This window comes from Streptomyces sp. 11x1, assembly GCF_032598905.1.
Taxonomy (GTDB): Bacteria; Actinomycetota; Actinomycetes; order Streptomycetales; family Streptomycetaceae; genus Streptomyces.
The window spans coordinates 155,938-182,743 of sequence record NZ_CP122458.1; the positions used below are offsets into that span (position 1 = coordinate 155,938).

Annotated in this window: 22 protein-coding genes and 3 pseudogenes; 18 read left to right on the forward strand and 7 right to left on the reverse strand. The window is 70.2% G+C overall.

Going from position 1 to position 26,806, the window contains the following annotated elements:
* Positions 1 to 13 precede the first annotated feature (13 nt).
* On the forward strand, positions 14 to 1,195 hold the full coding sequence (locus tag P8T65_RS00770; protein WP_316723478.1) for a DUF1015 family protein: 1,182 nt from the start codon (positions 14 to 16) through the stop codon (positions 1,193 to 1,195).
* Positions 1,196 to 1,668: 473 nt separating this feature from the next.
* Here P8T65_RS00770 and P8T65_RS00775 read toward each other — a convergent pair whose 3' ends face one another.
* Positions 1,669 to 2,313, reverse strand: a complete 645-nt coding sequence (locus tag P8T65_RS00775) for a helix-turn-helix domain-containing protein (protein ID WP_316723479.1) — start codon at positions 2,311 to 2,313, stop codon at positions 1,669 to 1,671.
* A 166-nt stretch (positions 2,314 to 2,479) separates the two neighbouring features.
* Here P8T65_RS00775 and P8T65_RS00780 point away from each other — a divergent pair, with 166 nt between their 5' ends.
* Positions 2,480 to 3,442, forward strand: a complete 963-nt coding sequence (locus P8T65_RS00780; RefSeq protein ID WP_316723480.1) for a zinc-binding dehydrogenase — start codon at positions 2,480 to 2,482, stop codon at positions 3,440 to 3,442.
* A gap of 206 nt (positions 3,443 to 3,648) precedes the next feature.
* Here the strand turns inward: P8T65_RS00780 and P8T65_RS00785 are convergent, their stop codons facing one another.
* A complete protein-coding gene (locus P8T65_RS00785) occupies positions 3,649 to 4,413 on the reverse strand; it encodes an IS5 family transposase (RefSeq protein WP_316723481.1) in 765 nt (254 codons plus the stop codon).
* Between the two features lie 409 nt (positions 4,414 to 4,822).
* Here P8T65_RS00785 and P8T65_RS00790 point away from each other — a divergent pair, with 409 nt between their 5' ends.
* The 7 genes and pseudogenes from P8T65_RS00790 to P8T65_RS00820 all read left to right on the forward strand — a co-directional run bounded on the left by P8T65_RS00790 (position 4,823) and on the right by P8T65_RS00820 (position 10,706).
* A complete protein-coding gene (locus P8T65_RS00790) occupies positions 4,823 to 5,278 on the forward strand; it encodes an RICIN domain-containing protein (protein ID WP_316723482.1) in 456 nt (151 codons plus the stop codon).
* A 107-nt stretch (positions 5,279 to 5,385) separates the two neighbouring features.
* A pseudogene (locus P8T65_RS00795) lies at positions 5,386 to 5,526 on the forward strand (IS701 family transposase); the annotation flags it as partial.
* 64 nt (positions 5,527 to 5,590) lie between these two features.
* Entirely contained in the window at positions 5,591 to 5,713 is a 123-nt protein-coding gene (locus tag P8T65_RS00800) for a hypothetical protein (protein WP_316731954.1), read from the forward strand.
* 123 nt (positions 5,714 to 5,836) lie between these two features.
* Positions 5,837 to 6,934, forward strand: a complete 1,098-nt coding sequence (locus P8T65_RS00805; protein WP_316723483.1) for an alpha/beta hydrolase — start codon at positions 5,837 to 5,839, stop codon at positions 6,932 to 6,934.
* Positions 6,931 to 8,697, forward strand: a complete 1,767-nt coding sequence (locus tag P8T65_RS00810; RefSeq protein WP_316723484.1) for an FAD-dependent monooxygenase — start codon at positions 6,931 to 6,933, stop codon at positions 8,695 to 8,697. The genes P8T65_RS00805 and P8T65_RS00810 overlap by 4 nt, the downstream gene beginning before the upstream one ends.
* Before the next feature lie 6 nt (positions 8,698 to 8,703).
* The gene (locus tag P8T65_RS00815; protein WP_316723485.1) at positions 8,704 to 9,630 is read left to right on the forward strand and encodes an intradiol ring-cleavage dioxygenase; all 927 of its coding nucleotides are present in this window, start codon (positions 8,704 to 8,706) and stop codon (positions 9,628 to 9,630) included.
* A complete protein-coding gene (locus P8T65_RS00820) occupies positions 9,627 to 10,706 on the forward strand; it encodes a maleylacetate reductase (RefSeq protein WP_316723486.1) in 1,080 nt (359 codons plus the stop codon). Before P8T65_RS00815 ends, P8T65_RS00820 begins: the two co-directional genes overlap by 4 nt.
* Before the next feature lie 6 nt (positions 10,707 to 10,712).
* Here the strand turns inward: P8T65_RS00820 and P8T65_RS00825 are convergent, their stop codons facing one another.
* The gene (locus tag P8T65_RS00825; protein WP_316723487.1) at positions 10,713 to 11,615 is read right to left on the reverse strand and encodes a LysR family transcriptional regulator; all 903 of its coding nucleotides are present in this window, start codon (positions 11,613 to 11,615) and stop codon (positions 10,713 to 10,715) included.
* A gap of 228 nt (positions 11,616 to 11,843) precedes the next feature.
* On the opposite strand from P8T65_RS00825, the gene P8T65_RS00830 reads away from it, so the two are divergent.
* The 4 genes from P8T65_RS00830 (at position 11,844) to P8T65_RS00845 (ending at position 15,840) form a co-directional block, all read left to right on the forward strand.
* Positions 11,844 to 13,085, forward strand: coding sequence for an acyl-CoA dehydrogenase family protein (locus P8T65_RS00830; protein WP_316723488.1), 1,242 nt, complete (start codon positions 11,844 to 11,846; stop codon positions 13,083 to 13,085).
* Positions 13,082 to 13,651 carry a flavin reductase family protein gene (locus P8T65_RS00835; protein WP_316723489.1) on the forward strand — a complete coding sequence of 190 codons (570 nt, stop codon included), beginning with the start codon at positions 13,082 to 13,084 and terminating at the stop codon, positions 13,649 to 13,651. Before P8T65_RS00830 ends, P8T65_RS00835 begins: the two co-directional genes overlap by 4 nt.
* Before the next feature lie 26 nt (positions 13,652 to 13,677).
* Positions 13,678 to 15,207, forward strand: coding sequence for a long-chain fatty acid--CoA ligase (locus P8T65_RS00840; RefSeq protein WP_316723490.1), 1,530 nt, complete (start codon positions 13,678 to 13,680; stop codon positions 15,205 to 15,207).
* Positions 15,208 to 15,705: 498 nt separating this feature from the next.
* Entirely contained in the window at positions 15,706 to 15,840 is a 135-nt protein-coding gene (locus tag P8T65_RS00845) for a hypothetical protein (RefSeq protein ID WP_316723491.1), read from the forward strand.
* Positions 15,841 to 16,033: 193 nt separating this feature from the next.
* Here the strand turns inward: P8T65_RS00845 and P8T65_RS00850 are convergent, their stop codons facing one another.
* Together P8T65_RS00850 and uppS are read right to left on the reverse strand one after the other, a co-directional pair.
* Complete coding sequence (locus P8T65_RS00850; protein ID WP_316723492.1) at positions 16,034 to 17,491, reverse strand: oxygenase MpaB family protein; 1,458 nt, start codon at positions 17,489 to 17,491, stop codon at positions 16,034 to 16,036.
* On the reverse strand, positions 17,488 to 18,198 hold the full coding sequence (gene uppS, locus P8T65_RS00855) for a polyprenyl diphosphate synthase (RefSeq protein WP_316723493.1): 711 nt from the start codon (positions 18,196 to 18,198) through the stop codon (positions 17,488 to 17,490). Before uppS ends, P8T65_RS00850 begins: the two co-directional genes overlap by 4 nt.
* A gap of 546 nt (positions 18,199 to 18,744) precedes the next feature.
* Between uppS and P8T65_RS00860 the strand changes: the two are divergent.
* Positions 18,745 to 19,098, forward strand: a pseudogene (locus P8T65_RS00860) (transposase family protein); the annotation flags it as partial.
* A gap of 115 nt (positions 19,099 to 19,213) precedes the next feature.
* Here the strand turns inward: P8T65_RS00860 and ltrA are convergent.
* On the reverse strand, positions 19,214 to 20,677 hold the full coding sequence (gene ltrA / locus P8T65_RS00865; RefSeq protein ID WP_316723494.1) for a group II intron reverse transcriptase/maturase: 1,464 nt from the start codon (positions 20,675 to 20,677) through the stop codon (positions 19,214 to 19,216).
* A 593-nt stretch (positions 20,678 to 21,270) separates the two neighbouring features.
* Here ltrA and P8T65_RS00870 point away from each other — a divergent pair.
* Positions 21,271 to 21,672: pseudogene (locus tag P8T65_RS00870) on the forward strand (transposase family protein); the annotation flags it as partial.
* A 54-nt stretch (positions 21,673 to 21,726) separates the two neighbouring features.
* On the forward strand, positions 21,727 to 22,038 hold the full coding sequence (locus P8T65_RS00875) for a hypothetical protein (RefSeq protein ID WP_316723496.1): 312 nt from the start codon (positions 21,727 to 21,729) through the stop codon (positions 22,036 to 22,038).
* Between the two features lie 431 nt (positions 22,039 to 22,469).
* On the opposite strand, the gene P8T65_RS00880 is transcribed toward P8T65_RS00875, so the two are convergent.
* The gene (locus tag P8T65_RS00880) at positions 22,470 to 23,558 is read right to left on the reverse strand and encodes an amidohydrolase family protein (protein WP_316723497.1); all 1,089 of its coding nucleotides are present in this window, start codon (positions 23,556 to 23,558) and stop codon (positions 22,470 to 22,472) included.
* Between the two features lie 263 nt (positions 23,559 to 23,821).
* Between P8T65_RS00880 and P8T65_RS00885 the strand changes: the two genes are divergently transcribed.
* Both P8T65_RS00885 and P8T65_RS00890 read left to right on the forward strand, forming a co-directional pair.
* Positions 23,822 to 25,309, forward strand: coding sequence for a carotenoid oxygenase family protein (locus P8T65_RS00885; RefSeq protein WP_316723498.1), 1,488 nt, complete (start codon positions 23,822 to 23,824; stop codon positions 25,307 to 25,309).
* The gene (locus P8T65_RS00890; RefSeq protein ID WP_316723499.1) at positions 25,300 to 26,790 is read left to right on the forward strand and encodes an alpha/beta hydrolase domain-containing protein; all 1,491 of its coding nucleotides are present in this window, start codon (positions 25,300 to 25,302) and stop codon (positions 26,788 to 26,790) included. The genes P8T65_RS00885 and P8T65_RS00890 overlap by 10 nt, the downstream gene beginning before the upstream one ends.
* Positions 26,791 to 26,806 lie beyond the last annotated feature (16 nt).

Consider the following 26,806-nt stretch of genomic DNA (forward strand, 5'->3'; position numbering starts at 1 on the left):
GAGGAAGCAGCGAATGCGAACGAGCGTACGGACTCCCCATCCGGCGGACACCCTCGACCGGGGAGCACCGACGGGACTCGACCTGCACCCTTTCCTGGGTATCCGCCGGTCGCGGCACGCCTTCGCGCGCGACCACGTGCCTGCCTACTACGTGCTGGAGCAGCGCCGCGGGCCGACGCTGCTCCAGCGGGGCGTGATCGGTGCGTTGGACCTGGGATCGGCGCAGCGGGCGGTACATCCGCACGAGCAGGTCTTCGCGGACAAGGTGGCCACGCAGCGCACGGTCCTGCGCGCCGTCGGCGGCAATCCCGAACCGATTCTGCTCGCCTGCCGCGGCACCGAGGACGTCCACTCCGTGCTCGCGCGGATCACCGAGGGCGCGCCGGACACAGCCGTCACCGGCCCGGACGGCAGCCGCCACCTCCTGTGGCGGTGTACGGACCCGGACCGGCGGAACGTCATCGCCGCCGGTCTGTCCCGACACGGCGCCCTGCTGGCCGACGGCCACCACCGCCTGGCGGCGGCGCTTGAGCACCACCGGAGCTTCGGCGGCCGCCCCGGTCCCTGGGATCGGCACCTGGCCCTGGTGGTGGACACCTCCCGCCATCCGCTGGAACTGCGGGCCATCCATCGCCGCCTGCCCGGCTTGCCGGCCGAGGAGGCCGCGGCACGCGCCGCCGCGGTGGCGACGGTCGAGGAGATCACCGGCGCCGGCCCGCCGCCCGCGCCGCACTCGGGGGAATTCGTCCTGATCGGCTCCGGCCGCCGCTGGTCGGTTCGTGACGTGTGTCCCAGGCGGGTGCGTGCCGCGCTCCACGGCTGTCCAGATGCCTGGGTCTCCCTGGACGTGGCCGTCCTCCACTACCTTTTCATCGGCCGCGTCTGGCGGATCGGGACGGGCGTCCCCGGGCCTGCCTACGTGCACGATCCCGCAGAGGCCACTGCCGAGGACACCCTGGTGCTGCTAGCTCCGCCGCGCGAGGATGAGATCCACCGGCTGGCCGCGGACGGTGTCCTCATGCCGCAGAAGACGACAGCCTTCGGTCCGAAGCCGCTGCCCTGGCTGGTCACCTACCACCACGGCCATCAGACTCGCAGCAGGCCGAGGGGGGAGCCCTTGCAATCAACTACGCCACCGGTCCGGGCCCCGCTCACCTCTGTCTGCGGTGAGACGGCAGGTCACCGCTGCTACTGACAGTGACGGACGTCCTATCCGACGATCGGTGGAGGGTCGGTACGCTCACCGACTACGGGCCAGAGCCGCTCGCTTTACAGACCCCGAAACCGCAGGTCGACAGCGTCGGCGACCTGTCAGGAATCAACGGTTCGGTGAGCCTACCGTCCAGGATCTCGTTCGCTGCTGCGCGGTACTACGATCCGAACGGGATTCGGGCGGTTGAGGGGCGGGCGTGAGCAAGGGCTCGGGAAGTTGGTGGCGGAGGGCGCTGCAGGCAGTGGGCGCCGGGTTCCGGTGGACGGCGATCGGGCTGCTGTCCCTGGCGGGAATCGTGCTGGTGGGCGTGTGGGCATGGATTCTGGTGATGGGCGCGTTCGTGTGGAGCCACGACGATGATGCAAAGCCGGAAGTGAGCCCTTTCCAACCTGGCTGCGGCAGGGACCCGGCAAGGCTGTCTTGCTGCGCGGTTGACGGACCTGCAGGTGACGAATTTACGGCGTGCTGGGGGAGTCTGTGAGCTGCAGGCGTGGTGCTGGCGGCAGCGGCGTAGGCGCTCCTGTCTCTGGTGCGGCGCGGAACGCCTCGATCACGTAGGCGGCGAAGCGGCGGGAGGCCGTGGCCCGGGCGGCACGCGGCGTGCCTTGGAGGCCCCGGTGGGCCATGAGCATGAGGATCAGGTCGTCGACGACGAAGCCGGGGCGCAGCTGGCCGGTCTCCTGGGCGCGGCGGGCCAGTTCTCCGACCGCGCGCAGAGTCTGCTCTTGGTCGGCGGCGAAGTCCATGGCCTCGGGGAAGGCCGTCATGAAGGCGTCGGCGAATCCCCGGCTGTGCGCGTGGAGTTCGCAGATCCGCTCGATCAGGCTCCGGAATCCGTGCCACGGGTCCGGGTCCGAAAGGGCGTCGCGGACGGCGGCGTGGCAGGCTCGCCGCTGCTCGGCGAAGGTCTCCGCGATCAGTGCTTGTTTGGCCGGGAAGTGCCGGTACAGCGTGGCGGGGCCGACGCCTGCGTGCCGGGCGACCTCGCGCATGGGCGCACTCAGGCCCTCTTCGCCGAACACCGCGCGGGCGGCGTCCAGGATGCGGGCCCGGTTGTCACGGGCGTCGGAGCGCACAGTCTGAGGCAAACGAGTGGTCATCGTTTCTCACTTTAGCCAAACGGACGGGGGCGTCCGTTACGGTCCGATGGCGGTGCTGCCGCCCCGTCCCGGCACTTCGCCGGTGGTGCCCCGGCCGTGGGGGCCGGCTCGACGCCCGCGGCCGCAGCAGCTGCGATCCGTCCTTCCACCGACCCGAGGAGCCGAGATGAAAGCCGTCGTGATCAGGACGTTCGGAGACCCCGATGGCCTGGAGATCGTCGATGTGCCCGTGCCCGTTCCTGCCCCGGGGCAGGTGCGGATCGCCACGGAGGCGATCGGGGTAGGCGGCGTGGACGCCGTGATCCGCCGGGGAACGCTTGCCGCCTACGGCTTCCGGGAGGGCCATATCCTCGGCAGCGAGGTCGCGGGAAAGGTCACAGCGGTGGGAGGGGGCGTGGACGCCTCGTGGATCGGGCGGCGGGTGTGGGCGTTCACCGGCCTGTCCGGTGGGTACGCCGAGCAGGCCGTCGCCTTGATCGAGGACGTCCTTCCGCTGCCCGACGGCCTGACCGGCGCTGACGCGGTGACCCTCGGCGGCTCCGGCGTGGTCGCCCACTTCGCCCTGGACCGGGCCCGTTTCACGTCCGGCGAGACGGTGCTCGTGCGCGGTGCTGCGGGCAGCATCGGGATTACAGCGGTCCAGCTCGCAGCCAGGGGCGGTGCGAACGCGGTGGCGGTCACCACCTCGTCGGAGGAGCGTGGCGCCCGCCTGCGGGACTTGGGCGCGACTCATGTCCTTGACCGCTCCGGTGAGGGCGGCTCGGACGCACCGGCGGGCTTCGACGTGGTGATCGATGTCGTGGGGGGTCCCCAGCTTTCCCTTTTCCTGGACAAGTTGACCTCCAACGGGCGGTACGTGGCTGTCGGTGTGGTCGGTGGGCAGCCGCCGGCGGACTTCGGCATGCGGCTGATGGACGCCTTCCGCAGGTCGTTGTCGTTCGCCACTTTCAGCTCTGACACCATGCCCGGCCCCGACCGGCAGGCCGTGCGGTCGTCCCACTTCGCCGATGCTGCGCACGGAGACCTGCGCACAGTCGTGCATGCAGTGTTGCCGCTGGACCAGGCGGTGCTGGCCCACCGTGAGATGGACGCGGGGAAGGTGTTCGGCAGGGTTGTGCTGGCGCCCTGAGCCGGGCCGGGACGGTGTCCGCGGCCCCGGTCAACGAAATGGGACCCGCTCAGATCGTTGCTGACGCCCGGCGGCGACGATGGTGATCGTCGCGCCGGGCACGTGCGTGGCGTGCCCTGTGACCGCTGTCTCGTCCGACATCAGGGTGCGCCGCCGTGCGGGCGCCGGGTGATGATGCCCTGGATGGCCGTGAGCCACTTTTCGACTCAGCGTGATGTCACCCGATGGAGGGCGAGGATGGCTTTGACCAGGTCGGTGATGCGCGTGGTGCTGCAGCGGAGCTTGCGCAGCAGCCGCCAGGTCTTCAGGGCTGCGATGGCCTGCTCGCCGAGGGCGCGGATCTTGGCGTGGGAGACGTTCACGGCCCGCTGGCCTGCGGAGAGCTTGTCCCAGCGGCCGTGGTAGGGGACGCAGACGGTACCGCCGGCTCCCTGGTAGCCCTTGTCGGCCCAGCAGCGCACTCCGGCGTCGGTCAGGGCGTCGACGATGCCGTGCGTGCGGGCGGCTTTGACGTCGTGGACTGCGCCGGGCAACGCGGGCGAGGCCCACAGTAGCCGACCGAGGGGATCGGCGATGACCTGCACATTCATACCGTGCTTCTTGTGCTTGCCAGAGTAGAAGGGGCGGTCGGCAGCGATGCGATCGATCGGCAGCAGGGTGCCGTCCAGGATCACGAACGCCTTGCGGGTCGCGGAGCGGACGGCAGTTGCGAGGTTGGAGGCGTGGGCGGCCAGGATCTCAACCGCCTCTGCGACGTACCGATAGACGGTGGCGACGCCGACGCCAAACCCGGCCGCGAGCTGGGTGTAGGTGTGACCGCACCGCAGGTGGGCCAGAACAAGCAGGGCCTGTCGGCCGCAGGTCAGCCTGCGCCACCGTGTCCCGTGCTCCCGACGCCGAGCGGCGAGTAGGTCGGTCAGGTAACGCAGGGTCGCGCTGGACAGATCGATTCCCGATGGATAGACAAGCACGTGAAGCTCCAGGCGAACAGGTTGATCTTAGTCGACAACCCATCTACCAGGAGCTTCATCTCGTCCCCATCGCCGTTCCCACGCCAAGTCGCCTGCCGATCACCCAGGTTGGAAACGGCTCACTACCGCTATGGCAAGCCCGAGAACGCGCCTTTGCATGGGGCCTCCTGAACAGGAACGAGTACGTGCGCATTGCGAACATTCGTCCGCGTACCGAACAAATGCAAGCGGAGATTATGGCCCTGCCCGAATCGCGTCAATAGGTTGCGCCGAGGCTCCTCCCGGAACCGCGCCCTGCCGCCTTCTCCAGATCCAGACATGTTCCGACGGGTGCACCCCCCTCGGCGGCAAAGTGCGGGTGGAACGCTTCGAGTTGCGCGCGTGCGCGCCGGCGGCGCAACCGGGCACTGTGGACACGAACGCCTGGTACGTCGTGGTCAACCGCAACAGCGGCAAGGCACTGGACGTGGCGGGCGTGAGCTCCGAGGACGGCGCCGCGGTCACGCAGTGGGCCCGGATCGACGGGACCAACCAGCAGTTCCAGTCCGTGGACTCCGGTGACGGCTACTACCGGTTGAAGGCGAGGCACTCCGGCAAGCTGCTGGACGTCTCCGGCTGGTCGACGGCCGACAACGCCGCCATCAACCAGTGGAGCGACCACGGTGGCGCGAACCAGCAGTTCCGGTTGGCGGACTCACCGGACGGATACGTCCGGTTGATCAACCGCAACAGCGGGAAGGCCGTCGAGGTACCGGGCTTCTCCCCCGCCGACGGGACCGGCATCGTCCAGTACTCGGACTGGGGCGGCGTGAACCAGCAGTGGAAGCTCGTCCGCGTCGGCTTCGCGGGCTCGCGCTCCCGCTGACACCGGTATTCGGTTCAAGCCCACCGAAACTCCCCTTGCCCCCCGCTGGACAAGGGGAGTTTCGGTCTGCGTGCGCCCGAGGTCGCACGGCCGACAGCGTGGTCCGAAAGGAGTGCTTTCAGGCGGCGAAGAACGAGTGCGGCTTGGACCAGTACGAGGTCCGTCGTTACATCGGCTGGTATCGGCACATCACCCTGGCCATGCTCGCCCACGCCTACCTCGCGGTCATGGCGGCCGACGCGGCGAAAAAGGGGATGCAGATCCTTCGAGGTCGTACGCGCCAAGCGGTGGGTCGGCACCGGCAGCTTCCACGTGACCGGCCTCTCCGACCGCGACCCGCTGCACAAACTGCCGGTCGTCGAGCAGCTGGAGGCCGCGCTCTGCACCGACGCCCTGGTCACCCTCGCCGCCACGCGCACCTTCCCGGTGAAGTAGCCGCCCTCGGGGACGCTGATGAGCGCCATGCATCACGGCGTCCCCAACCGGCATTGGACCGGCCCGGAGCCGGTCACCAATAGTGCTGGGCATGGGCGCAGACGCCGTGACGGAGGTTCGCCGATGACCAGCTCCCCACCACCCGGAACCGCCGAGCCGGCCCGTGCCGCCTCGCCGTTGACGATCAGCGAGCAAGGCGCGTTCTGGGTCGGCGTCGGGCACAAGCCGACCGAGGCCGGGACCGCCGCCGAGGCCGCGATGTACGTCCAATACCAGATCCCGGCCGATCTCCGGCATCCGCTGCCCGTGGTGATGGTCCACGGGGGCGGCGGCCAGGGCACGGACTACCTGTCGACGCCTGACGGCCGCCCCGGCTGGGCCACCCGGTTCCTCCAGGCCGGTTACGCCGTGTACGTGGTCGACCGGCCAGGTCACGGGCGCTCCCCGTACCACCCCGATGTCCTCGGGCCCATCGAGGGCGCGGCGCCGACGTACGAGTTCATCCGCTGGCTGTTCTGCGACGGGGCGGAACGACCCGGCAGCCAGTGGCCCGGCAGCGGCGAGATCGGCGACGACTCCGCGCTGGACCAGTTGATGGCGAGCCAGGGCCCGACGCTGCCCACCTTCGCCGAGAACGAGGAGCAGATGCGGCGCTGCGGGGCCGAGCTGCTGGACCATATCGGACCGGCCGTGCTGATCACCCACTCCATGGGCGGGCCGTTCGGCTGGCTGGTCGCCGATGCCCGGCCCGGGCTGGTGAAGGCCGTTGTCTCCATCGAGCCGATCGGGCCGCCGTTCATCGAACTGCCCGGCCTCGGAAAGCTGGAGTGGGGGCTCACCGCGGCCCCGATCACCTACGAGCCGCCGGCGCGGACCCCGGAGGAACTGCGCCTTCGGCTGCGCGAGGCGGGGGGCGACGGGCTGCAGGACTGCCTCGTCCAGGACGAAGAGGCAGGCCCCGTGCGGTCCCTGCCGGGGCTCCAGGGCTTCCCGATCGCCGTGGTCGCGGCCGACACCTCGCCGTTCGCGCCGTTCCAGCACGGTGTCGCCGACTACCTCGCCCAGGCCGGTGCGGACGTCGAGTTGCTGCGCCTGGCGGACCTGGGGCTCACCGGCAACGGTCATCTGCCCATGGGCGAGAAGAACTCCGACGACGTGGCCGAGGCACTGATGACCTGGCTGGACAAGCGACTGGCGGATGTGGAGGAAACGTCCCGATGACAACCGTACCGACCGCGCCGGCCGTCGAGACCGATGTGCTCATCGTGGGAAGCGGGCCCGCGGGAGCGAGCGCCGCACTGGCGCTGAGCACCTATGGCGTGCCGAACGTCATGGTCACCCGCTACTCACGCCTCGCGGACACGCCCCGGGCGCACATCACCAACCAGCGCACCATGGAAGTGCTGCGTGACCTGGGTGTCGAAGAGGAGGTGATCGCCCAGGCCACCCCGCAGCATCTGATGGGCAACACCGTCTTCTGCACCGCCCTCGCGGGCGAGGAACTCGGCCGGCTGAGGTCCTGGGGCAACGAACCGCTCGTGCAGGCCGCGCACGAGCTGGCCAGCCCCACCCGGATGTGCGACATGCCGCAGCACCTCATGGAACCGGTGCTCGTGAACGCGGCCATAGCCCGCGGAAGCCAACTGAGGTTCGGCACCGAGTACCTGTCGCACGAGCAGGACGCCGACGGTGTGACCGCCACGGTCCGTGACCGGCTGCGCGGCGACACGTACACCATCCGCGCCAAGTACCTGATCGGCGCGGACGGCGGCCGCAGCAAGGTGGCCGAGGACGCCGGGCTGCCGATGGGCGGCCAGATGGGCGTGGCCGGCAGCATCAACATCGTCTTCGACGCGGACCTCAGCAAGTACGTGGCGCACCGACCCGCCACCCTCTACTGGGTGCTGGCGCCCGGCGCGACCGTGGGCGGCATCGGCGCCGGCCTGGTGCGCTGCGTACGGACGTGGAACGAGTGGCTGATCGTGTGGGGCTACGACGTCGACGCCGGGCCGCCGGACCTCACCGAGGAGTACGCCCTGTCCGTCGTCCGCAAGCTGATCGGCGACGACGAGATCCCGGTGACCATCAAGTCGTCCTCCGCGTGGACGGTCAACGAGATGTACGCCGAGACGTACTCCAGCGGCCGGGTGTTCTGCGCGGGCGACGCCTGCCACCGGCACCCACCGTCCAACGGGCTGGGCTCCAACACCTCCATCCAGGACTCCTACAACCTGGCGTGGAAGCTGAAGCTCGTCCTGGACGGCACCGCGTCCCCGTCCCTGCTGGACACCTACAGTGACGAGCGGGCTCCGGTCGGCAAGCAGGTCGTCACCCGGGCCAACCAGTCCATCGGTGAGACGGCACCCGTCTTCGAGGCGCTCGGCGGCCTGGCGCCGCAGACCCCCGAGCAGTTGTGGCGGAACATCGCCGCCCGCAAGGACGCCACTACGGAGGCCGAGGAGCAGCGGGCGCGGCTGCGGGAGGCGATCGCCTTCAAGGCATACGAGTTCAACGCCCACGGCGTCGAACTCAACCAGCGCTACACCTCCGCCGCGATCGTCCCGGACGGCACCGAGGACCCCGGCTTCGCACGGAACGCCGAGCTGCACTTCCAGCCGAGCACCCGCCCCGGCGCCAAGCTCCCGCACGCCTGGCTCTCCGCGGGCACCCGCGATCTGTCCACCCTGGACCTGGGCGGGAACGGCCGGTTCACCCTGATCACCGGCATCGGCGGCGAGCCCTGGACGGAGGCCGCCCGCATCCTCGGCAAGGAGTTCGGCCTGGAGATCGCCACGGCGGTCATCGGCCCCGGTCAGGAGTACGAGGACCCGTACGGGGACTGGGCCCGGCTACGGGAGACCGGCGACTCGGGCGCGCTGCTGGTGCGGCCGGACAACCACGTGGCCTTCCGCCGCCAGGACGCCACCGGTGACGTCACGACCGCACTGCGGGACGCACTGCGGCAGATCCTCGGACGGGGCTGAGCGGCCATGGACCTCACCGCGAAGACCGCGAAGGCGGCGAAGACCGTGACGACCGCGAAGACCGCGACGACTACGGCGACCGCCACGACGACGACGGCGGTGCTGGAAAGCTTCGCCCACACCTCCGATCCCCGACTGCGCGAGGTGCTGGCCTCTCTGACGCGTCACCTGCACGATTTCGTCCGGGACATCGAGCCGACCCAGGCCGAGTGGGAGCGGGCGATCGACTTCCTCACCGCGACCGGGCACATGTGCGACGACACCCGGCAGGAGTTCATCCTGCTGTCGGACGTCCTGGGTGTGTCGATGCTCGTCGAGACGATCAACGACCACACGGCGGCCGCTGCGACCGACTCCACGGTGCTCGGCCCGTTCCACATGACCGAGTCCCCGGTCCGGGAACTCGGGGCGACCATCGATGTGGTCGGCGGCGGCGAGCCCTGCGTGATCAGCGGACGGGTCGTCTCCGTCGACGGCACCCCGCTGCCCGGCGCGACGCTGGACGTGTGGCAGGCCGACGACCAGGGCTTCTACGACGTCCAGCAGCCGGAGAAGCAGCCGCCGGGCAATGGGCGCGGGCTGTTCACAGCGGACGCGGAGGGGCGGTTCTGGTTCCGCTCGTGCGTTCCGAGCCCGTATCCCATTCCGACGGACGGGCCGGTCGGCTCGCTGCTGGAGGCGACCGGCCGTCACCCCTATCGCCCCGCCCATGTCCACTTCATCGTGGGCGCCGAGGGGTACAGCCCGGTGACGACGCACATCTTCGTGGCGGGCAGCGACTATCTGGACTCGGACGCCGTCTTCGCCGTGAAGGAGAGCCTGGTCGAGGAGTTCGTCGAGGTGGACTCCCCCGAGGAGGCCGCGGAGCTGGGCCTGGCCAACCCCTTCCGCCGGGCGCGCTTCGACATCGTGCTGCAACCGGTGATCGTGTGAAGGGGGAGGCCCTGGACTTCGCCTACCAGGCCCAGCCGATGCGCGTCCTCTTCCGGTCGGGTGCCGTCCCGGACGCGGTGCCCGACGAGGTCGCGCTTCTCGGCCTGCGCCGCGTCCTCGTGCTGTGCGACGACCATGGCCTGGACACGGCCCGTGCCGTCGCCGCGTCTCTCGGCGACGCCTGCGCCGGGCTGCACGCGGGGGCGGTGACGCACGTCCCGGTGGAGGTCGCCGACCTGGCCGTCGAGGCGGCTCGCGAAGCCCGGGCCGACGGCTGCGTGGCGGTCGGTGGCGGTTCCGTGACCGGCCTGGCCAAGGCCGTCGCGCTCCGGACCGGCCTGCCGGTCGTCGCCGTCCCGACGACGTACGCCGGATCGGAGATGACACCTGTCTGGGGCCTGACCGAGGGCGCGGTCAAACGCACCGGGCGCGATCCGAAGGTGTTGCCGCGCAGCGTCGTGTACGACCCGCTGCTCACGCTCACCATGCCGCCCGTGGGGTCCGCGACGAGCGGCATGAACGCGATCGCGCACGCCGTCGAGGCCCTGTACGCCCCGGACTCCACTCCGATCGTCTCCCTCATGGCAAAGGAGGGTGTGCGGGCGCTGGCCGCGGCCCTTCCCGAGATCGTCGCCGACCCCTCGGGGCATGACGCGCGCAGCCGCGCGCTGTACGGGGCGTGGCTGTGCGGTGCCTGTCTCGGCGCGACCACCATGGGGCTGCACCACAAGCTCTGCCATGTGCTCGGCGGCACCTTCGATCTGCCGCACGCCGAGACACACGCCGTCGTCCTGCCCCATGTACTGGCGTTCAACGCGCCGGCGGTTCCCGAGGCACTGGCGGCGCTGCGCCGGGCGCTCGATGTCCCGGATCCGGTACGGGAGTTGCACGAGCTGGGCGAGCGGCTGGGCATCCCGCGATCGCTCGCCGACCTGGGCCTGACAGCCGCCGACGTGGACCGTGCGGTCGATGTCGCTCTCGGGGCGCCGTACGCGAATCCCCGCCCGGCCTCCGCCGACGATCTGCGCGCCGTCCTGCACGCGGCTTGGGCGGGCGAGCCGCCGTACGGCGGCTGACCCCTCCTACCGGGAGATCTCGGCGTACGGAACGCCGCTCGCACGTCGGGCCACCCGGCGTGCGACCTCGGCGAACGCCGGGGCGGCGGGCGAGTGACCGGTCTCCGGAAAGGCGACGGCGGCCACCAGGCCGAGGGGCTCCTTCGGAGCGACGTTCTCCACTCCCGGGTGCGGGAACATCCGGGTGGCCGACAGCGGCATCAGTCCCACCATGTGCTGGTAGGCGATCTTCAAGGACACGTCCAGGGCCGAGCGGGCGTGGAAGCCGACCGTCGGGGCGTCGTCGTGCCCGTTTCGTCCGCCGACCCAGAAGTCGAGGCCCGGCTCGGGGGTGACCCAGGGCTGATCGAAGACCTCGGTCACGTCCACCACGGCGGCCGAGGCCAGCGGATGTCCCTTCCACAGCGCGAGGGAAAGGGGCTCGGTGAAGATCGGTACGCGTGTCAGGCCCGGCATGTCGACGTTCAGGGGCACCAGCGCCACGTCGTAGTCGCCGACCAGCAGCGGGGCGAGACCCTGGTGGAAGTCCACTTCGTGTACCCGGATCGTGACGCTGGGATACCGCTCGCAGAACGCCTCGATGACCGGATGCGTGAGTTCGGCCAGAGCCACGCCGTAGCACGCGACCCGTACCTCGTCCCGTCGCCTGGCCCGGATGGCGCCCGCGGCGGCGGAGAGCCGCTCGGCGTCGGCCAGCACCTCGCCCGCCCGTTCGAGCAGTTCCGCGCCGTCGGCGGTGAGCGCCACATGCCGTTTGTCGCGGTCGAACAGCTGGACACCCAGCTCACGCTCCAGGGCGGCGATCGATCGCGTCAGCGCGGGCTGGGTCAGGTGCAGACGCTCGGCGGCGACCCGGTAGTTCAAGGTCTCGGCGAGCGCCGAGAAATGGCGCAGGCTCCGGAGTTCCACTCAGCCCTCCAGGAAGGCGAGGTCCACGACGTCGTGGTCGGCGCCAGGTTACAGCGCGCTTCCCCGCACGTCACCAGGAAGAAATGTGCGGCATTCCCGTCACCCCCTCCGACCTGCTGTGATGCGCGGCACTCATCAAGCCCGCAGTTACCGGCATTGGACCGTCCTCCGCCGCGCTGCCGACACTCCCTATAGGCCGACCCAGAACAGCAGCGGATGAGGTGCGAATTGTCCGAGACAACCGAGGCAGCCGAGAAAATGATCGAGATTCCGCAGCCGGAGCCGGACCTGACACCGGAGGAACTGGTGCGCCGGGCCGTCGGCATGAGGGCCTGGCTTCGTGATCATCAGGACGAGACCGAACAGCGGACCGGCATCTCCGAGGACACGCACAAGGCGTTCCAAGAGGCGGGTTTCTACCGGTCCCTCCAGCCACGCCGCTTCGGCGGCTACGAGTTCGACCTGCGGACCTACTCCCGGATGGTCACCGAGGTGGCCCGCGGCTGTCCGTCCAGCGGCTGGAACCTGTGTCTGGCCGCCTCCCACAGCCTGGTGGTGGCCGGCCGCTTCCCCGAGAGCACCCAGCGCGAGGTGTTCGGGCCGGACGGTGACTTCCGGGCCCCGCTGCCGATCGCCCCGAGCGCCACCGCGACGAGGACCCCCGACGGATACCTGGTCAACGGCCGCTGGGACTACTCCTCCGGAGTCAACGTCTCCACGCACTTCCTGGGTGGCGTGCTCATCATCGACGAAGAGGGCGGCATGCCCACGCCGGGCATGGTGCTCGTGCCCTCCGGCTGGCGGATGCTCGACAACTGGGGCGAGATCCTGGGCTTCCGCGGCAGCGGCTCCAACAGCGTCGTGGCCGAGGACGTCCTCGTACCGCAGGAGTACGTGTCCAGGACCCACCTCGCGGCGAGCGACGCCACCGACGGACCGGGTGGGGAACTGCACGGGAACCCGATGTACGCGGGCCGGCTGATGTCGTTCTTCAACATCCAGCTGTGTTCGATCGTGGCGGGCACCGCCTGGGCCGCGGTCGACGAGTACCGGCGGATCATCACCACCAAGAACAGCCCGCTGCCGCCCTTCAAGCCGCGCAGCCACGATCCGGAACACCAGCGCAACCTCGGCCTGGCCACGGCCCTGGCCGACAGCGCGCAGCGGATCATCCTGTCGGTCACCGACGACTACACCGCCTACGCGGCCCGGGGCCTGGCAGGGGGCGAGCCCTTCTCCGAACTGGACGACCAGGCCCTCTCCCTCACGGCCCGGCAGTCCGGCCAACTCGCCTGCCAGGCCGTCGAGATGCTGGCCTCGGCCAGTGGCTCCAGCGCGCTGGCGAACGGCCAGCGCATGCAGCGGTACCTGCGCGACATCGCCACGTACAAGACGCACATCAACGCCCAGCACAGCTGGTGGGCCACGGGATACGCCCGCTCCCTGCTCGGCGTGGAGAACCCGGCGTGAACCGGTCGACGTCCGCCGCGACGACGCCCGGCGGCCCGGCGGACGACCCCGGCCGGTTCCGGCACGTGCTCGGCCACCACCCGACGGGTGTCACGGTGGTCACCGCGAAGGAACCCGACGGCACCCCGGTCGGCATGGTCATCGGCTCGTTCACCTCGGTGTCCCTCGACCCTCCGCTCGTCGCGTTCTTCCCCGGCTGCTCCTCCACCACCTGGCCGAGGATCATGGCCGGCGGCGCCTTCTGCGTGAACGTGCTGGCCGCCGGCCAGGAGGACCTCTGCCGGGACGTCAGCGCCAAGGCACCCGACGTATTCGAGCGCCACCCGTGGCGCGGCGCGCCCTCGGGCAGCCCCGTCCTGGCGGGCGCCGCCGCCTGGATCGACTGCGACATCGCCGACGTGTGGACCCTCGGCGACCACTACTTCGTCCTCGGCCGCGTCCGGGAACTCGGGGTGGAGAAGACCGGCGTCTCGCCGCTGGTCTTCTCCCGGGGGCGGCTCGCGCCGCTGCCGCCCCGCCGGGACCACGACGAATCCGCCGACTACACCTGGCCCGACTGGCTCTGAGAGACCTGAGAGAAGAGAGACGCACCATGCGCAATCAAGGGCTCGGCTCGTGGCCCGCGCGGCGCGCCCGCATGGCACCGGAGGCCACCGCCGTCGTGCACGACGGTGGATCCCTGTCCTACGGAGAGCTGGCCTCGCGCGTGACGCGGCTCGCTCACGCCCTGCGTGCCCTGGGGGTGGGCCACGGCGACCGGGTGGCCTACCTGGGCGCGAACCATCCGGCCCTGGCGGAGACCCTGTTCGCCGCGAACGCGCTGGGTGCCGTCTTCGTCCCGCTCAACACCCGCCTCGCGGCACCCGAGTTGGCCTTCATCCTGGGCGACTCGGGAGCGCCGGTGCTGGTGTTCGGGGCCGAACTCACCGACATCGTCGACGCGTTCAGGGGCGACGTCGAGGTGAAGCACTACGTCGAGGTGGGGAAGGCGTACGAGGAGCTACTCGCGAGCGCGCCGGACAACCCCCTGGACGAGACGGTCGGCCTCGATGAGGTGTGCATGATCCAGTACACCTCGGGCACCAGCGGCCGTCCCAAGGGCGTCATGCTCACCCACGCCAACATCGCCTGGAACTGCTTCAACATCCTGCTGGACGTGGACATCGCCTCCGACGACGTCGCTCTGGTGGTGGCACCGATGTTCCACACCGCCGCCCTCAACACCGTCTTCCTGCCGGGCTTCCTCAAAGGAGGGACGTCGGTGCTGATGCGCGGTTTCGACCCGGAACGGGTGCTCGACGTCATCGCCGAGCACCGGGTGACGAGGATGTTCGGCGTGCCCGCGATGTACCAGGCCATGGCCCGGTCGTCGCGGTGGGCGACGGCCGACCTGTCGTCGATCCGGATCCTGATGTGCGCGGCGGCACCCGTACCCAAGGCCCTCATCCACACATACCAGGACCGTGGCCTGACCTTCCTCCAGGCGTACGGCCTGACCGAGACCGCTCCCGCCGCGCTGGGCCTGCGCGCACCGGACAGCATCCGCAAGGCCGGCTCGGCCGGCACACCCTGCTTCTTCACCGACGTACGCGTGGTACGGCCCGACCTCACCGATGTCGCACCGGGCGAGGTCGGCGAGGTGATCATCGAGGGCCTCAACGTGATGAAGGGCTACTGGCAGTGGCCCGAAGCGACCAAGGACGCCTTCGTTGAAGGAAGTTGGTTCCGCTCCGGAGACGCGGCCACTGTCGACGAGGAGGGGTACGTCACGATCGTCGACCGAATCAAGGACATGTACATCTCCGGCGGGGAGAACGTCTATCCGGCCGAGGTCGAGCAACTCATCTACCAGCATCCCGCGGTCGCCGAATGCGCGGTGATCGGCGTACCCGACGAACGATGGGGCGAAGTGGGCAGAGCGCTGGTCGTGCCCCGCGCGGGCGCCGACGTGTCGCCCGACGACATCATGGACACCCTGTCCGGCCGACTCGCCAAGTACAAGCTCCCCAAGTCGGTCGTCCTCGTCGACGCCCTGCCCCGCAACGCCACCGGCAAGATCCTCAAGGCCCGCCTGCGCAGCCAGTACGGCCCCCTGTCGGACCGCGGCGCCGAGGAGACATGACGCCAAGCTCCGTGCGTAGGACGCGGGCCCAGCCCCGGCCCACCGCACGGGATCTTCTCGATGCCTCCAAGCGCGTGCAGCTCACCAGCGGAGACCACGGCGGGCCGAAGGACAAAAGCCGAAAGGCCGGCGTAAGACCAGCAGCCTCGACGGCAAGGCCTCACGCGCCGCCCGGCTGCGCGAAGTCGAACGCTTCCGGGATCCCCTCCGGGCCGCCGAACAGCGCCGCACCGCACACAAGGACTCCTCCCAGGCCCCAACCGGTGAGGGTTTCAGCGCCCGGCCCATCTCGGAGGCGGGCGGAAGGTAAGCCGCGGAGACCACACCGGTGTGCGGCAGCACCTCGAGCAACACCACAAGCCCGGCCAGGCCTGCCAGTCCGCGCAACGGGGTGCGCGCTCTGTCCAGAGTGCGCCGCACGCGGCCACCGCCCGGCCCGCCGGACCTGTCGCGGTCCCGGCGGGCTTCGTCTGTACATGAGTGCTCCCGGAGGCGCTCATGAGCACCGACCAGGCCAGCCCCTGGCGCCACACCGGCACCTGCGACTTCGGCTTCGCCGCATCCCCGGGCGCCGACTGCACCTGCGCATCCCGCGGATCCGGGGTGGTTCAGTTGGGGCTGGTGGGTGGCTGAGCGAGTTTGTTTGGGGCCGTGTCGGCCGGTGGACATGGTGAGGGCCCGACGCGGGATCGGGTTCTGCGAGGTCCTTCAGTCGAGGGTGGGTAGGGACGGCGAGTCAGATGGCGGGGCGGGGTAGTGCTGCCAGGCCACTGCTCGTCGGTCAGCCGGGCGTGACGGGACGACGAGGACGGGGCACCGGCCGCGGTTAGGCGTCGGTGAGGAGGGGGTCGTACGCGGTGTTTGTGCGGCGGCCCGACATGAAGGAGAGGAAGTCGCACACGAAGGCGCTTTGGCTGTAGGTGCCGTCGGTAGTGGTGAGGTCGCGGTGGAAGGCGGTGCGGAAAAGGGTCCGGTACTCGTCGGCGTCGATGGTCCCGTTGCCGTCCTTGTCGGTAGCGTCGAAGAGAACCTCGGCGACGCGGATGAGTGCGGGTGCGGCGAGGGAGGGGACGGCGGTGGCGTACTCCTCGGCGCTGACGCGGCCGTCGCCGTCCGTGTCGAGGGCGGTCTGCAGCTCGCGCCACCAAGCGGCGAAGGCGTCGTAGAGCCGGGTCTCCTCGGGTTCGTCCAGGTCGAGGCGGGTGGAGAGTTCACGGGCCATGGCGGCGAGGTCAGGCCAGTCGAGATGGCCGTCGCCGGTCTGGTCCAGCGCCTTGCGGAAGAACTCCTCCGCCGAACGCCGGCTCTCTCCCGTGCCCGCTGAGGGTGCCGGATCCGGGTCGGGGCCGCCACTCAGTGGTGTGAGGAGGCGGAGCAGCGCCGATGCCCGCTTCATGCGGGCGGCCAGGGCGGCCACGGTCCGGGCCCGGGGGTCGTCGCTGTCGGGCGAGAGGGAGAGGGCTTCGATGATGCTTTCGGCGTTGATCCAGCCTTCGGGCAGGAAGCGGGCGAGTCCGGCGGCGCAGTAGGCGCCCTGCATGAGAGTGGAGGCGCCGGGCATCTCCGGCAAACCGGCCCGGCGCCGGTACGGCTCGGGGAGCGAGGCGACGGTGATCGCGCCCAGCAGCGGACCGGCGACGGCCCGGCCGACCGCCCACAGTGTCGGTGCCCCGTCGAGCAGGGCCGGGGCGGGTAGGTGGTCGAAGAGCCGGTAGAGGATGACGCGGGCCGCCTCGGTATTCTCCAGTTCGTCCTCGACGACCCGGTCGAAGTATCGCCAGAAGTCGTTCAGGTCCTCGGGGAGTTCTGCGGCGTCGCCGTCGAGCGCGGCGAGGAACGCGCGGTACTCGGCGTACATCCGCTCCATGGTGTTCTGGTCGAGCGGCTGACCACTGAGCCGGCACATGGTGACGGCGCTCTCGAAGAGGGTGGCGACCACCCAGGCCCGGGTCGCCCGGTCCATCGCGTCGTAGGCACGGCCGCGGGAATCGGAGCCGCTCATGCGGGCGTGCAGCCTGTTGAGCCGGGCGGCCTCCCGTTCCCGTACCGCAGGGTCAGCGCCGAACATGCGCCGCATGCTCAGGAAGGTATTGCGCAGTCGGCGCCAGGGGTGGGCGACGAAGGTGGAGTTGTCGACGAGGGCGGCGCCGATCTGCGGGTGCGCGGCCTCCAGTACGGTGGCGCGGATCATGGCCAGCGCCCAGCGCGGGTCGTCGAAGAAGGCGCTGAACCGTGATTCCGGGCCGAACAGGGGCGTCTCTTCGGCTGTTCCCGTGGTGGTCATGAGGGGTCTCCGTTCGTGCGGGGCGGCACGCCGCCGAAACGGCGGTCGCGGCGCCGGTAGGTGTGCAGGCAGGCGAGAAAGTCGGAGGCCCGGAAGTCCGGCCAGAGCACCTCGGGGAAGTCCCACTCGGCGTACGCGACCTGCCAGAGCATGAAGTTAGAGATGCGCTGCTCGCCGGAGGTGCGGATGACCAGGTCGACGTCGGGGGTGTCGGGGAACGGCAGGTGGTCCGCGAAGAGCCGCTCGGTCACCTCGTCCGCGGGTGTCCTGCTGCGGATCAGCGACCTGGCGGCCTCCACGATGTCCCGGCGCCCTCCGTGGTCGAAGGCCACGGTCAGTGTCATCCCCCGGTTGTCTGCGGTCAGCGTCGCCAGGTCCTCGAAATCCCGGGCCAGTTCACGGGGGATGCGCGGGTCGGCGACCCCGAGGAAACGGCAGCGGATGCCCCGGGCCAGCAGCAATGGCGCGTGCTTGCGGACAACCCGGCGGACCAGACGCATCAGGAATTCGACCTCGGTGCCAGGACGGTTCCAGTTCTCGGTGGAGAAGGCATACAGGCTGAGCCACTCCACGCCGGAGGTCCGGGCCGCCTCGATGATGTCGATGACCGTGGTCTCAGCGGCCCGGTGCCCCGCCGTGCGGGGAAGCGAACGCCGCTGCGCCCAGCGGCCGTTGCCGTCCATCACGCAGGCCACGTGCCGCGGCACCGCACGCGCCGCCCCGTCGCCTTGCTGCTGCCCATCGGGGCCGCTACCGTACTGTCGCCCGCCCGGCCCGTCCCCCGTCGCCGCGCGTGCGGGCGGGACGCCGTGGTCCCTCGTGGACGGCCCCGTCCCGTCCGGAACGGCACGCTCGGCCGTATCGCGCTCGGTCACACCTACCCCGTCTCACCGCCCAGACGCCTCACCCACGCCCCCACCGGCGCGTTCCCTCCTGGGAGTCTGACAGCGCGAAAGAGGCCCGACCGGCCAAGTGGGTGGCCACCACCCTTGGCTCGCGTGTCCGATTCCCCGTAGCGGGCCGCCCGTGCCCCCTGCCGATGCCGCCCACGCCCTGCTCCTCGACCACACCCGCTGGCCCGGACGGCGGCCCGGCCGTCCTGTGCGGTGCGTGCGCCGGCGAGGAACTGGGCGGGCACTGAGCCCTTTTCAAGCTGCGGTGCCTGACCGCGAGTTGGACTGTCCTGCGCAACGACGAAGCTCCTGGTAGACGAGTTCTCGACCAAGATCACCCGTGTCCGCCAGGAGCTTCGCGTGCTTGTCCACCCGTCCTCGATTGATCTGTCCAGCCGCACCCTGCGGTTCCTGACCGGACAACTGACAGCCCGGCGGCAGGAGATCGGAACACGGTGGCGGCGCCTTCCCGCCGCACGTCAGGCACTGCTCGCCCTGGCCCATCTACGGTGCCGTGACACCTACGCCCAGCTCGCTGCCGGGTTCGGCATCGGGATCGCGACCGTCTACCGCTACATACGTGAAGCCGTCGAGGCCCTGGCCGCCATCGCCCCGTCCCTGGCCGAGGCGATGAAGACGATCCGGACGAAGGCGTTCGTGATCCTCGACGGCACCCTGCTGCCGATCGACCGCATCGCCGCCGACACCCCGTACTGTTGAGTCGGCACGGAGCGCGGTGCTGGTGTTGCCACCGGTCCGTTTCTCCGTGCCGCTCGCCGAACCCGGCGTGCGGCTCTCACCGCACCGGGCTCTCCACGGTCTCTGCCGTTCAAGCGTGGTTGAGTGTCCAGGGGCTGGGGATCGTGTTGCCCCGGTATCGGTAGCGGGTGACCGCAATCGAGACCATGGGGAACAGTTCGATCCCGTCCGCCGAGAGCTTGTGCCACCGGCCGTTGTGGTCGGTGAAGCGCCGACGGACGTCCTTCCACCTCCAGCGATGCAGCACCATCCACCAGCTGGTCACCCGTCGCCATACGAACTGGTCCAGGGCTTTCAGCGTGGTCTTGCATACCGCGTGCTTGAAGTAGTTGACCCAGCCGCGCAGAATCGAGTTGATCCTCTTCAGCACGGTCCCCGGGTCCTGCTGCGACGTTCTGTTCGTCAGGGCACGGATCTTGTCCTTCAGCTGCCGGATGGGCCTCTTGGCGATGAAGGTGTAGACGTACCACTTGTTCGATCCTCGCTTGCGGCGCCACTGGATGTGGAACCCAAGGAAGTCGAACCCGTCCGACATGTGCACGATCCGAGTCTTGGCCGGTGACAGCCTCAGCCCGAGAGGGTGCAGTACGTCGGCGATGTCCTCGCGCAGGCAGGCGACGTCGTCACGGCTGCCGTCGACCAGGACGACGAAGTCGTCCGCGTAGCGGACGATGCGCCAGTTCGCGCGGCCGTGAAGACGATGGTGCGCCCGCCTGCCTCTGGTGGACATCCTCCCGCCCGGCTCCCACGGCTCCATCACGTGCTCGTCGAGCGCGGACAGGGCAATGTTCGCCAGCAGCGGGGAGAGGATGCCGCCCTGCGGGGTGCCGGTGAAGGTCTCCTCGCGGCCGCCGCCCTCCGTGAGGACGCCGGCCTTGAGAAACGCCTTGACCAGCCGCAGCACGCGCTTGTCCTTGACTCTCGCGCGCACCCGGTCCATCAGGGCCGTGTGGTCGATGGAGTCGAAGCACGCCTCGATATCCGCATCCAGCACCCAGCGATAGCCGCTGGTGCCGTAGCGGTGGATCTCGGCGATCGCGTCGTGTGCGCGCCGCATGGGCCGGAAACCGTAGGAGACCGGCAGGAAGTCGGCCTCGAAGATCGGCTCGAACACCAGCTTGAGGGCTGCCTGGACCACCCGGTCGGAGACGGTCGGGATGCCGAGCTTGCGCACCTTCCCGCTTCCGCCGGGCTTGGGGATCTTGCGTTCGCGCACCGGCAGCGGGCGGAATTCACCCGTCTTCAGTACGCGTTGCAGGTCCTCAAGGTAGCCCGGGAGGCCGAGTTCCCGCTCGACGTTGACGACTGTGAGGCCGTCGACGCCCGGGGTGCGGGCTCCCTGGTTGCCCGCGACCCGTTCGAACGCCACGAGCAGCGTCGCCGGGTCGCATACGAGGTTGAACAGATCGTCGAACCTGCGGCCATGGTCAGCCGCCGCCCAACGGTGAAGCTTGGTCTGCATCCCCGATACTCGCTGGTGAGACCCCAACGGGGCCTCGGGAGCACCACTGTTCAGTGGTGCGTCTTTCGGCATTGCAGCCTCCTTCCCTTCTCGAAACCGCTGCCGCCCTTCCCCATGTGCCGGGCTCTCCCCGGCTCGGAGTACTACGGCGGCTCCGCCCCGTCCCGGCCCGATCGGCCGACGATGGACCCAGCCCTCCGCCCGAACTGGACGCGCGGCAGGAGGGCGGAACCGGGACGGTTCCCGTGTTCGCTCGCTGTTCGATCGTCGGAGTAGGAGCCCGGCTATACCCCCGCGGCCTCGCCACGGCTACCCCGCAGCACTTCACCGTGGCCTCCCCGCGCGACCGAAATAGACCACCCAGGAAGTTCCCCGCCAGCCGAATATCCAGCAGGGACGCACCGCATCCAGCCGTCATCCACCAGGTTCGAGCTGGCGTGCCTTAAGGAGGCGTAGACGCCGGTTCCTCGCGTACTCCTCTCCGTCTCGCTTGCCGGACCCGCACCATCTGGCAGTACTGGCACGTCCCGGCTTTGTCGGGGCTGCTTCCCGCCCTCCCCGGCACCTCCCGGTTCAGGCTGCCCCCAGCTTCAACCGCCCTGCTGCGACAGGGCGATGGTGGCGGTCTTTCACCTCCACTCGAACAACGAGCGCCTCACGGCGCACACTCCGGGAAACACAAACGCCACGGCATGAACGTCCAGGTCCTCACCGATCCGTTCGGACGGCTGCTCTGGGCCTCGCCGGCTCTGCCCGGCTCGACTCACGACCTGACCGCCGCGCGGCAGCACGGCATCATCGAAGCCCTCGCCGATGCGGGACTCAAATGCTGGGCGGACAAGGCATACCAAGGCGCCGGCGGACCCGTCCGCGTACCGTTTCGGGGCCGCCGCCTCAAACGATGGCAGCGTCGCCACAACACCACCCACGCCAAGATCCGCTGCCTCGGCGAGCGGGCCATGGCCACCATCAAGGGCTGGCGCCTCCCGCGGAAGCTCCGCTGCAGCACCAACCGAATCACCGACGTGGTGAAGGCCGTCCTCGTCCTTCACCACGCATCAGCGTGAGGTTGGCAAAGGCTCACGGTGCTGAGGAACTTCCACATCTCACACCTGCGGGCGATGATCCCCTACCTGCTGCAGACCGCGCTGATCGAGCTGCCCGTCATGGGCGCGCTGCCGGCCAAGACCCGCCGCTCGATGGGGCTGAGCCCGCGCAAGGACAAAGCCGCGGTCCGTGCGGCGAAACTCTTCCTGCCGATCGCCTGGCTGATGCAGCAGGGCCCGTACGAGCGCTACATCCTGCGCCGTACGTGGGGCCCCGACAGCGTCCGGCTGCTCGAATCCGCCCGCCGACTGCACGAGCAGACCCTCGCCGAGCGCGCTGTGGGTCGGCTGGCCGACGACGTGACGGGCGCTTCGACCGCCGCGTGAAACGACGCGCCGACCCGAGTACGACGTACGCTCCGCGGACGGCAGCACGTCAGCGCCGCGCATACCCGCGACTGCGGCATGTCGTGATGACACCCGCAGGCGGCTCCCACGTCCTCCACCACTACGGGGTCCACCACCAGGGGCGCGGCCTGCCCCCAACCGGCCACCCGCGCCCGACGGCAAGGGGAGTCACGGCCTCGCGACGCGGATTCCTACGGACGGCACCTTGCCGAGCGGCCACGACAGCCCGGCGCCCTGATCGGTAGGACCGCACAGTTGGGCCCCGGCCGGATCGGCCGGGCCGCGGGCCGGTCCACTCCGATCGGCCGGGCGGCGCCGGACGAGCCCGCCATGGGCTCACCGCGTTCGCCTGCTTCCTCCTCCCCCCTCGTCGCCACCCTGCGCGCAGGTGATGAGCCGGCCGGGGCGCATCACGAACGACCCAGTTCCGGCGGCAGAGCGAACACACCGCGGGCGGCCGTCTCGAACAGGGTCCGCTTCTCCTCGTCCCCGACAGGCAGGCGCTCGTGTACCTCGACCTCCGCGGAGGCGGCCTGGAACGGGTAGTCCATGGCGTAGAGGACCCGGTCGGCTCCGACCACCTGGCGGGCGAACATGATCGCCGGTTCCCAGGCCATGCCGCTTGTGGTCAGCCAGATGTTGGTCTTCAGGTAGTGGCTCGGCGGCTGCCGCAGCGACGGACGCCAGGGGTAGCGGCCGGTCCTGTCCTGGACCTGGTGGAAGTGGTCGACCCGGAACGCCCAGAAGGGCAGCGCCTCGCCGAGATGGCCCACCACGAGGCGCAGGCCCGGATGGCGGTCGAACACCCCGGAGAAGATGATGCGGATCAGGTGCATGCCGGTCTCGACTCCGAAACCGAAGATCGCCCCGTCGAGTCCCGAGTCCAGCAGCGGGCCGATCAGCCCCTCGCTCGGCGTGTTGGGGTGCAGGTACACCGGCACGTCGAGTTCCGCGGCCGTCGCCCAGAACTCCTCGAACTTCGGCGCGTCCAGGTACTCGCCGCGCGTGTGCGAGTTGACGATCACGCCTTTCAGCCCAAGCTCCCGGACCGCCCGGCGAAGCTCCTTCACCGAGAACTCGACATCTTGCAGGGCGACGGCGGCCAGTCCGCTGAAACGTGCCGGGTGCTGTCGGCATGCCTGCGCGATGTGCTCGTTGGTCATGGCGGCGAGTTCGCGCGCCAGCGGAAGCTCGAACAGCTCCACGCCGGGGGTGGTGAGCGAGAGCACCTGGTGGTCGATGCCCAGTTCGGCCATGTCGGAGAGCCGGCGGTCCCCCAGGTCGGTGATGCGTGAGCGGAACAGCTCGGTGTGCGCCGTCCGGTTGAGCAGGTAGTAGCTCCACAGGCTGCGGAACCCCGCGTCGCCTCCGTGGGTGTCGAGCAGCCGGCGGTACTCGTGGATCAGCGCGGGAGGCGCGTACGCCTCCTCCGTCGCGATGCGCAGGTAGCGGCCGTCGTCCGAGGGCCGCGAGGGTGCCGGGGGCGGGGAACTGGACACGTCTCTCCTGTGGGTGCTGGTCCGGGCGTCGCCATGTCACGCGGTGTCCGGCCCGTGAGCGGCCGGTGGCGGTCGGCCCGTGGAGCGGCCGGTGGCGAACGCTGTGCCTCATGCGGTGCTGCCGCGTATCCAGCCACAGGCCCGGGTTGCCGCAGCCACGGCACACGGGGCTTTCTGGCCTGCGGAACGGCGTGGGGAGACCGGGCCGGGGTGCTCCGGGGTCTGCCTAGGGTGCGGTCGCAGTCACCCGAAGGACGGAGACGATGAAATTCCCCGACGTACCCACGTTCCGCGGTTTCCAGGCCCCCGGGCGGTTCGAAGCCGACATCCGCGACCTGGAGGTGGTGCAGGGCGAGGTTCCTGCCGACCTCGACGGCGCCTTCTACCGGGTCGGGCCCGACCCGCAGTTCCCCCCGTTGCTCGGTGACGACATCTTCCTCAACGGCGACGGCATGGTCAGCATGTTCCGCTTCGAGGACGGCCGGGTGGACTTCACGTGCCGGTGGGTCCGTACGCCGAAGTTCCTGGCCGAGCGCGAGGCCGGGCGCTCGCTGTTCGGGGCGTACCGGAACCCCTTCACGGACGATCCGGGTGTGCGCGGGATCAGCCGCGGTACGGCGAACACCAACCTCCTCTGGCACGCGGGCCGCATGCTGGCGCTGAAGGAGGACAGCCACCCCGTCGAGATCGACCCGCTGACCCTGGGGACCATCGGTCCGTGGGACTACGGCGGCGCGTTGAGGAGCGCCACGGCGACGGCGCATCCGAAGGTCGACGCCGAGACCGGCACGCTGGTCTTCTTCGGCTACGCGGCCAGGGGGGAGACGACCCCGGACATCGCGTACTACGAGGCCGACGCGCACGGAGCGATCGTCTTCGAGCGGTGGCTCACCGCGCCCTACGCCAGCATGGTCCACGACTTCGCGGTCACCGAGAACCACGTGGTGTTCCCCGTCGTGCCGCTCGTCAGTGATCTCCAGCGGCTCAAGGGCGGCCTCCCCCACTTCGCGTGGGATCCGTCGAAGCCGGTCTGCCTGGGGGTGCTGCCGCGCCGGGATCCCGCCGCGGAGGTGCGGTGGTTCGTGGGGGATCCGCGCTTCGCCTCGCACACCATGAACGCCTTCGAGGAGGACGGCCGCATCCACATCGACATGTCGGTCGGCGACAGTGTGGTCTTCCCCTTCTTCCCCGAGATCAACGGTGCCCCGTTCGATCCCGAGGCCGCGACGCCGTACATGTCCCGCTGGACGCTGGACCTGCGGCGCCCGACCGACGACTTCACCCAGACCAGGCTGTCGGACGTGCCGGGTGAGTTCCCCCGCATCAACGAGCGACGTGCGATCCGCTCGTACCGGTACGGCTACATGAGCATGCAGAGCGGTGTGCCGGACCCCACCATGCCGTCGAGCGCGAGCGGCATGCGGTTCGACCTGATCGGGAGGGTGGACCTCGTCACCGGGACGACGACCACCCACTACGTGGGTGACACGTCCGCCACTCAGGAACCGCTGTTCGTCCCGCGCCGGGGCGCCACCGGTGAGGGCGAGGGATACGTCATGGCCCTGGTCAACCGGTACGCGGACATGCGGTCGGACCTGCTGATCCTGGACGCCGAGAACGTGGACGGCGCTCCTCTCGCCACCGTCCGGCTGCCCCTGCGGCTGCGGAACGGCCTGCACGGGACCTGGGTCGACGGCGAGGACCTCGCCGTCGACCGCACCGGCCGGGAGGAGGGACAGCCATGTCGCTGAGCACCCTGCGGGCGGTCGCGCTGGACGGGGCCCGCGACGCCGCCTTCCTGTCCCCCGCGCGCTGGCCCGCCGAACCGCATGACCGGCTCGCCGACCACGGGTACGACGTGTTCGAGTACGCGGTCTCCGCCGACGCCCGCCTGTACGCCGATGGAGCGGTCCGCCCGCCGGCGACGACCGGCACGGTCTCCTGCACGACGCGTGTGCTGGTGGTCCGGCCGGTGGCCGACGAGACCTTCAGCGGTCGTGTGCACGTCGAGTTGCTCAATCCGTCGACCGGCCACGACTTCCCCATGTACTGGCCCGACCTCGCCGGTCACCTGATCCGACGCGGCGACGCCTACCTCGGCATGACGTGCAAGAACGTCACGGTCGAGGCGCTGCGCCGCATGTCACCGGAGCGGTACGGCGATCTGTCGTTCCCGCACGACGGGGCCGTGTGGGACCTGCTCGGCTCCCTCGCGGCGACGCTGCGGTCGCAGCACGGCGGCGGCTTGCTCCCCGGCCTGCGCGAGCCGGCGCGGATCCTCGCGACGGGCTGGTCGCAGTCGGGGTCCTTCCTGCGGACCTACCTGTCCGAGGGACTGCACGAGCAGCACTGCGCCGAGACGGGCCGCACGGTGGTGGACGCCTTTCTCATCGGGGTGTCCAGCGGAGGCTTCGGACCGATGGGCTACGTCAACGTGGACCGGCACGGCGAGATGGCCTTCGACGCCGATCTGCGGCCGGTGGGAGGGCGGCTCGGGCAGCTGCCGATGGACGATGCCCGCAGGACCGTGGGCGGGTCCCGGGTACCGGTCATGGAAGTGATGAGCGAGGACGAGGCGCTGCATCACCTGTGGCACCGGCGCCCCGACAGTGACGTCCCCGGCGACCTCTACCGCTGCTACCAGCTTCCGGGGCGCGGTCACGAGTCCGGGCTGCTGGAGGAGTCGGTCCGGGCCGCCGACCACGCACAGGCTCGCGCCCACGGGCCCGGGGGCGCCGACGCCTCCGGGGGCATCGAGGTGCCCGGGGGCGTCGACCAGGCGCCTCTGCTCCGTCACAGAGCCTCCAGGTACCTTCTGGCCGCCGCCGTGGAGAGTTTGCTGCGGTGGGCGGACGGCGTGGCGGCGCCCCGGGTCGATCCGATCGCCGTCATGGCCCGGCCCGGCAGCAGGCTCGACGCGGACGGCCTCGACCACAGCGGAACGTACGTCCTGCGCGATCCGGACGGTCACGCCCTGGGCGGCATGCGCCATCTCGACGTGGACCTCCCCCTCGCCCGGACCCGGCGCGCGCCCGACGGGCCGATGACCATCGGGACCTGGCACCGCGAGCCCTTCGGACCGGCGGAACTGGCACGCCGCTACGGCAGCCCGGAACGACTGCGGCGGCTGGCGAGCGAGCAGGCGTGGCGACTGGCCGAGCGCGGCTGCTGTCTGCCCGAGGACGTCGCCGACACGGTCGAGGACTTCTGCCGTTCCGCGGGGCGCTTCTGACAGGTGCCGCGAAGGG